The sequence below is a fragment of the uncultured Anaerococcus sp. genome, assembly GCF_963510915.1.
GTDB lineage: Bacteria > Bacillota > Clostridia > Tissierellales > Peptoniphilaceae > Anaerococcus.
In genome coordinates, this window is sequence record NZ_CAUPHG010000096.1 from 1 (window position 1) to 5,796 (window position 5,796).

The following is a 5,796-nucleotide window of genomic DNA, read 5'->3' on the forward strand; positions in this document are numbered from 1 at the left end:
TGTATTAGAAACAGAAATTACTCCATTATTCTTTTCAACAATTGTCTTCGCCATAGCAAGACCTATACCAAATCCCTTTGAGTCTGGTGTTTTATAAAAACGCTTAAATATTTTTTTAATAGAATCTTTATCAATTCCCCCTCCGTGATCTTCAATGATTAAGCTTGTATAGAGGGGATTTTTGTATGATGAAACCTTGATTTTATCACAAGAAGGTCTATTATCTGCATTTTTTAAAATATTAATGATGGCTTCTGTTAGCCAATAAAAATCCCCGAAAATACTATTTTCTTTTAAGTTGTTTTCTATTTTTACACTTGTAGATCTTTTTATATCTAAGGTATCTAAAGCATAGGCTACCAATTCATCAAGACAAATTTTTTCTTTTTTCATTAAGTCTTTATTAGCATCAAGGCTTGATAATTTAAGCAAAATATCCGACAAAGAATTTAACCTTTGAATTTGCCTTTTTAAGATTCCTAAATCTTCATTATCTGGATAATCAATTTCCAAATTTTCTACAGAAAAAACCATAGATGTGATTGGAGTTTTTATCTGATGGGCAATATCTTCTAGGTATTCTATTTGCTTTTCACTATTTTTGCTGGTAGTTTCCTTAGCTTCAAGAATTTCTATAAAAAGCTTATAAATCTTATCTTCTAATATTGAAAAATCATCTTGCTTCATAGGGATTTTAAATTCTTGATTTTTCATATTTTCTATCAAATCTATAAGCTCATTTATTCTCTTTTTCTTTTTCGATTCCAAAAAATAATAAAGAAATCCTAAGCTTATTATCCAAAATATATAAACCATTTAGTCCATCCTATATCCGATTCCTCTAACAGTTGAAATAACTTCCTTATCAAGTTTCTCCCTAATCCTCTTAATAGTCGATGTAAGAGTATTATCATTAACAAACTTATCCCTGTCTTCCCAGAACATTTCAAGAAGCTGACACCTTGTATAAACTCTGTGGGGATTTTTAATAAATAAAAGTAAAATTTCATACTCAAGTGGAGTTAAGTCTATATTTACTCCTTTAAAATAAACTTTTGACTCGTTTAAATCTATTTTTATATCTTTATAAGAAATAATTTTATCTTGTGATATAGGCAGAGTCCTTAAAACTGCATCGATTCTCGCTCTTAATATAGCAAGGGAAAATGGCTTTGTTAGGTAATCATCAGCTCCTTGATCAAGGGCCGCAATTATAAAATCCTCATCGTTTTTAACTGTAGTTACAACAACTCTTATGTCCTTATCCTTTAACTTTTCTATCAAATCTTGCCCCTCCTTGTCAGGAAGGTTTATATCCAAAAGCGCCACATCAATATCAACACTCATCTTGTAAATAGCTTCATAAAAAGATCCTGCGAGCTCAACATCATAACCATTTTTGGACAAATATCTTTTCATCTGTAATGCTATATCTTGGTTATCTTCTATAATTAAAATTCTTTTCATTTGCTTCCTCATTTTAAATTATTAGTTTCAATATACCCTTATTAATTTTTAAAGAAAAACACCTATTGTTTAATAGGTGTCTTACTAAAACTTATGATAGAAGCATGCTGAGTCTTCTAGGTCCCATGCTCCTTGGCTTTTATAAAAATTATAAGCGGGAGAATTTCTTAAAGTTGTAAAAAATGCTCCACTTACTCCCTTTTCCTTTAATTGATTAATTGTAGTTCTGTAAAGTTTCTTTGCAAGTCCTTTTCTCCTGTATTTTTCAGATACAAAAAACTCATCAATATAATAGGTAGTTTCTGTAGCATATCTTCTTATATGTCCCAGTATGACACCTATTATTTCATCACGATCAACTATAAGATTGCCATAAAAATCAGGAAAATCTAAAATATCAGATAAGGATTCCTTAGCAGTTTCTTCTGTCCATTTATCATTCCATGGTGGAGCGTTATAGACTTCTACCATTAAATTTGATAATTCTTTTAAATCAGCTTTTAAAATGTTTCTAATTTCCAAACAAATCACTTCCTTATATTTTTCGTCCTAAATGTTTTTAAAAAATTTTCTTAACATTTCATATTTCGATTTCCATAAAGTCTTTTATTTTTTTTGCATATAAGTCCGGATGTTCATGTAAGAATTGTCCATGACCCATATTTTTAAGCACTTCTACTTTTATTTGTGGCAAATATTTTTTTAAATTTTTTTCACTTTTTTCTGGAATCGGTTCTTCGCTTCCCCTTATAAATAAAACAGGATTTTGGTAATTTTTTAAACTTTCAGCAAATTTGTAATTGTAAATGTATTTACAAGCATTTTTTATTGTAGTTTCGCTGATTTTTGGATACATCATTTCAATAATGCTGGTATTATCCTTTCCCATGACCTTATCAAGTAAAATTTTGGGAATTGACTTGCCTTTTTTAATCATATTTGTTCCAATTATAAAAGCCAGAGTATAAGGTTGTGCCATAAATCCTAAGTCGACTGTTATTGGGGCATCTAAGATTATTTTTTGAACAGTAATATTAGCCCTAGATATTAAATCTACGGCTATTGTCCCTCCCATTGAGAAACCACAGATTCCATAAAGCTCACCATATAATTCTTTTCCTATATAATCTTCAATATCTTCAATTGTTTTTTTCATTGAAACTAAATTATTTAACTTAGATTCACAATGCCCATCAAGTTCACAAAAAATCACATAATAATCAGCAAAATATGGCAATAATTGCTTAAAACACAAGTCGGCTGTTGAGGCAAGACCGTGGATAAATAAAACTGACTTATTGGATTTTTTACCATAAGAAGTAAAGTTCATAATTGTACCCTCAAAACTAATTCATTTTTTATAAATTGTTATTTTTAAAACAAGGTTAAGATATATCCATCTATCAATGCAATCAAAAAGTACATGAACAAAGCTCGCATAAAAGCTTCTATATGTTTTCTTGGATTTTGATACAGACTTTTCTCTGGTATCTTTGATAATCTAACTCGTTTTGTATTTCTCCACCACAAGAGATCTATAACAAGAAGGTCAAAAATATTCAAACCTTCTCCTAAAATTAATAAAGCAGTAAAGTTTTGAAAGAATCCAGTCTGACGAACTTTCATTCCTATTAGCAAAAATAAGATAGAAAATATTATAAAATTTGCAACAAATGTCGAAGCTTTACTAGTTTCTCTAAATTTTTCCTGGTAGTCACCTATTTTTTTTATTTTTTCTTGGACCTCATCGGGGTAGGACATATAGTTTTTTAAATTTTTCTCATCAGTTCCTGTCCCCCAAAAACACAATCCAAAAAATATTAGACATAAAATAAATAAGAAAATAAAAATCATAAATTGTATCCACTCTCTCTTTTAATTTCCCTTTAGATCTTTATAAATCTTTTAAATTCAAGACTTCAATAATTCTATTATTTCATCTTGAGCATCTCTTCCTTCTTTAAAAAACCTCACAAGAGGATAGCAATGGCACATTCCATCACCAACAATTATCTCATATGGAGCTTTATACTTTTGCATTGCTTTTTTAAATTCTTCTGCAAAGGCATAGAGGCATTCATTACCACCATAATAAAAATAAGTTTTTGGGAAATCTGTGAAATCTCCCTTTGTTCCATCTAGCATATATTCTGGTAAATCTTCACCTCCCATCAAGATTTCTCTGGCAGTTTTAAGATATGTCGGCTCTATCATGATGTCTTTTGGGTTAAGTTTTTTTAATTTATCCCATATATCTTTGTTTTCATCTAGGTTTAAATCAGGAATTCCTCCCGGGGAGACTGATATTATTTTCCCTGGCATAGGAAGAGGTTTTCCTAAAGCATTATTTTGGAGAAATATTCCGATAGAAAGACATGCTCCTGAAGAAAATCCCAATACACTTATATTATAAGCTTCGTATGTTTCTGTCATTAACCTATAAGTTTCAAAACAAACTTCATAAGTCTTACTCACATTAACATCTTCTGAACATAGAGGATAAAACAAAAACCAGACGTCTTTATTAGTTTTTTCCATTATCCTTTCGGCCAAAGAAAAATCTATTTTATTCGGTTGGGTAATCATTCCCCCACCAAAAAGGTAAAGAACAGCGCCATCAGCCGGACTTTTATTTTTTTGATAAGTTATGAGCATAGAGCCCATCACATCCCTATCAAATAGAAAATAATTTCTCCTCCTAGCTCTCTTTTTTGCCTTATCAAGTTCAAACACTACTTTTGCATTTTCGCCTTTTGCATACTCTAGCATCTCTTCTTTGTTTTTTAAAAACATTTTTTTGATACCAAGAGCACTTACTATTCCAGCAGCTATTTTATAAGTTAGACTCATTTTCCACCTCTATTCACATAATAATAATTGTTTTCTGATACTAATTATTACTTTCATTATACCGTTCTTTTTTATTAGATTTACAAAAAAACTGGCTAATGAAATTTCAATCTCATAAGCCAGTGAAAAAAATATATTTCTATTTTTCGATTAAAGCAATTGTTTCTAAATGTCTAGAATTTGGGAATTGATCATAGATTTCGTAGTCTTTTATTTCGTAGCCTTTTTCTAGGAAAGTTTTTAAGTTTTCCATTTGAGTTTTTGGGTTACATGAGATATAAACAAATTTTTTACAATCAATATTTAAGATTTTTTCTAATGATGCTGGACTTATTCCAGCTCTTGGTGGGTCTAGGACTACTACGTCGTATTTACTTCCGACCTTTTCAATTTCTTCAAGAACATCCCCACACAAAAAGTTTACATTATCCAAACCATTTATCTTTGCATTTTCTCTTGCCTTTTCTACTGCTTCTTCAACTATCTCTATGCCGGTTGCACTCTTTGCAACGCTTGCCATTAGTTGAGTAATAGTGCCTGTTCCAGAATAAAGGTCAAGGACGTCCATTGTTTTATCTATTTCAGCTAGATCAAAGGCCTTTTGGTAGAGTTTTTCTGCTGTGAATACATTTGGCTGGAAGAAAGAAAATGGCGATATCCTAAATTCAAGTTCCATCATTTTTTCTGTTATATATTCTTTTCCATAAATAAGTTTTACTTCTTCAGGAATTACAGCATCTGCGACTGAATCGTTTAAGACATGGTAGACTGAGAAAATTTTCCCATCTAGATTTAAATCTAACAGCATATGTAAAAATAATCTCAATCTTATCTCATCAAAGCTATCTTCGCTTGTTGTGACAAGGATTATCATAATTTGCCCAGTGTGCATGGCCTTTCTAATCACAAGATGTCTTAATAGGCCTTCTTTGGCCATCTTATGGTAAAAATCTGTTTCTTTTTCCCTAAAATAAGCTTGGACCTTATTTCTTATGGTATTAAAGTCAGAATCTACGATATTGCAATTCTTACAATCTACAATTTCATAAAATCTTCTCTTTCTATGAAGACCTAAAACCAAAGGTCCGCCTTTCACTGAATCACCAAAGGTATATTCCATTTTGTTTCTATAACCACTTGTTATTGGTGACCTATTAATACTTATGTCTTTATTATATTCAATTCCGTACTCGTCAAAAAGATTTTTAATCATGCCGTGTTTTAGCATTAATTCTGTTTCATAGGCGAGTTTTTGGTAGGCACATCCACCACAAACACCTGCTTGTTTGCAATATTCCCTGGCATTTTCTAGTTTTGATTCTTCGAGTAGTTCTATGTACTTACCCTTTATCCTATCCTTATTTTTCTTACCAGCTTTTACCCTCACAGTTTGACCCAAGATTCCACCCTTGAATTCTACTTTTCTATCATTTTCATCAAAGCCAATCGAAATATTTGGATACTTCATTTGGGTGATTT

The 5,796-nt window shown here is 30.8% G+C and carries 7 protein-coding genes; all 7 read right to left on the bottom strand.

Annotation, left to right across the window (positions count from 1 at the left end; genetic code table 11):
* The coding region (locus RQ893_RS07630) for a HAMP domain-containing sensor histidine kinase (RefSeq protein WP_311482436.1) at positions 1 to 816 on the bottom strand (816 nt) is incomplete at its 3' end.
* Positions 817 to 1,467: a response regulator transcription factor gene (locus RQ893_RS07635; RefSeq protein WP_311482437.1), complete on the bottom strand. Its 651-nt coding sequence runs from the start codon at positions 1,465 to 1,467 to the stop codon at positions 817 to 819.
* 84 nt (positions 1,468 to 1,551) lie between these two features.
* On the bottom strand, positions 1,552 to 1,989 hold the full coding sequence (locus tag RQ893_RS07640) for a GNAT family N-acetyltransferase (RefSeq protein ID WP_311482438.1): 438 nt from the start codon (positions 1,987 to 1,989) through the stop codon (positions 1,552 to 1,554).
* Between the two features lie 58 nt (positions 1,990 to 2,047).
* Positions 2,048 to 2,797, bottom strand: coding sequence for an alpha/beta hydrolase (locus tag RQ893_RS07645; RefSeq protein WP_311482439.1), 750 nt, complete (start codon positions 2,795 to 2,797; stop codon positions 2,048 to 2,050).
* Between the two features lie 44 nt (positions 2,798 to 2,841).
* Complete coding sequence (locus RQ893_RS07650) at positions 2,842 to 3,321, bottom strand: ABC transporter permease (protein WP_311482440.1); 480 nt, start codon at positions 3,319 to 3,321, stop codon at positions 2,842 to 2,844.
* Positions 3,322 to 3,378: 57 nt separating this feature from the next.
* Positions 3,379 to 4,317, bottom strand: coding sequence for an alpha/beta hydrolase (locus RQ893_RS07655; protein WP_311482441.1), 939 nt, complete (start codon positions 4,315 to 4,317; stop codon positions 3,379 to 3,381).
* A gap of 139 nt (positions 4,318 to 4,456) precedes the next feature.
* On the bottom strand, positions 4,457 to 5,794 hold the full coding sequence (gene rlmD / locus RQ893_RS07660; protein ID WP_311482442.1) for a 23S rRNA (uracil(1939)-C(5))-methyltransferase RlmD: 1,338 nt from the start codon (positions 5,792 to 5,794) through the stop codon (positions 4,457 to 4,459).
* Positions 5,795 to 5,796 lie beyond the last annotated feature (2 nt).

Bases quoted from the DNA above. Each gene is read 5' to 3' on its own strand.
- RQ893_RS07635 (WP_311482437.1), bottom strand. From the start codon at position 1,467: ATGAAAAGAATTTTAATTATAGAAGATAACCAAGATATAGCATTACAG.
- RQ893_RS07645 (WP_311482439.1), bottom strand. From the start codon at position 2,797: ATGAACTTTACTTCTTATGGTAAAAAATCCAATAAGTCAGTTTTATTT.
- RQ893_RS07650 (WP_311482440.1), bottom strand. From the start codon at position 3,321: ATGATTTTTATTTTCTTATTTATTTTATGTCTAATATTTTTTGGATTG.
- RQ893_RS07655 (WP_311482441.1), bottom strand. From the start codon at position 4,317: ATGAGTCTAACTTATAAAATAGCTGCTGGAATAGTAAGTGCTCTTGGT.